The sequence below is a fragment of the Vibrio ruber DSM 16370 genome, from assembly GCF_900163965.1.
GTDB classification, from domain to species: domain Bacteria; phylum Pseudomonadota; class Gammaproteobacteria; order Enterobacterales; family Vibrionaceae; genus Vibrio; species Vibrio ruber.
The window spans coordinates 1-787 of sequence record NZ_FULE01000088.1 but is presented as its reverse complement, the minus strand read 5'-3'; the positions used below and the strand labels follow the sequence as shown (position 1 = coordinate 787).

The 787-nt window shown below is 36.7% G+C and carries 2 protein-coding genes and 1 pseudogene; 2 read left to right on the top strand and 1 reads right to left on the bottom strand.

Annotation, left to right across the window (positions count from 1 at the left end; all coding sequences use genetic code 11):
- Both VR7878_RS20365 and VR7878_RS20360 read left to right on the top strand, forming a co-directional pair.
- Window positions 1-225 (top strand): integrase core domain-containing protein (locus VR7878_RS20365; protein ID WP_139343959.1); only part of this gene is annotated, 225 nt, incomplete at its 5' end.
- Window positions 170-562 carry a metallophosphoesterase gene (locus VR7878_RS20360; protein WP_077337779.1) on the top strand — a complete coding sequence of 131 codons (393 nt, stop codon included), beginning with the start codon at window positions 170-172 and terminating at the stop codon, window positions 560-562. The genes VR7878_RS20365 and VR7878_RS20360, both read left to right, overlap by 56 nt.
- 6 nt (window positions 563-568) lie before the next feature.
- Here the strand turns inward: VR7878_RS20360 and VR7878_RS20355 are convergent.
- Window positions 569-787: pseudogene (locus VR7878_RS20355) on the bottom strand (IS630 family transposase); the annotation flags it as partial.

Here is a 787-nt window from a genome sequence, read left to right as displayed (position 1 = left end):
TGTTGGGACAATAGCCCGATGGAGCGGTTCTTCAGAAGTCTAAAGACAGAATGGATACCGGTGTCGGGTTATAGGAGTTTTAGCGAAGCAAGACAGCATATAACTCGTTACATCACAGGTTATTACAGCCAACTTAGGCCCCATCAATATAATGGTGGGCTGACACCCAATGAGTCTGAACGACTATATTGGAAAAACTCTAAAACCGTGGCCAATTTTAGTTGACCACTACATTCAAATATCAGATATACATTTTTGTATTGAAGACAAAAATCATGATTCAAGGAAAAATTTATCCTTAGTATTAAATAAAATCAATGATTTATATGACAAATATATTTTAGTGCTTTCTGGCGATCTGGTCATAAAAGCTGATAAAGCTCATTATATTGAACTTTATCAATATATAAGAGGTTTTACTCACAATCCAATATATGCTATCCCCGGTAATCATGATGATATAGCCTTAATGCAGAAATTAGCTACACAAGAAAATTTATTTAAAATTCAGGATGTTCTAGAGATAGGTGGCAATGATGTTATTTTCTTGGATTCTAAATAACTGATCCTAATTATGCTCCACTCTCATCAAACCATAACCGCTACCGGGAAATGGTGAAACGTTATCCATAAAGTAACGTACCCGCTGCAATAATTGCCACATCGTTTTACACTGATGGTTCCGGGTCACTGTTTCATGCAAAGCGTGCCAAAGCTTCTCTATCTTGTTCACCCACGGAGAATAAACCGGCTGAAACAGTAGAATAAACTTGGGATTTAACTTCAG

Coding starts and splice junctions, on each gene's coding strand:
- VR7878_RS20360 (WP_077337779.1), top strand. CDS start 170: ATGAGTCTGAACGACTATATTGGAAAAACTCTAAAACCGTGGCCAATT.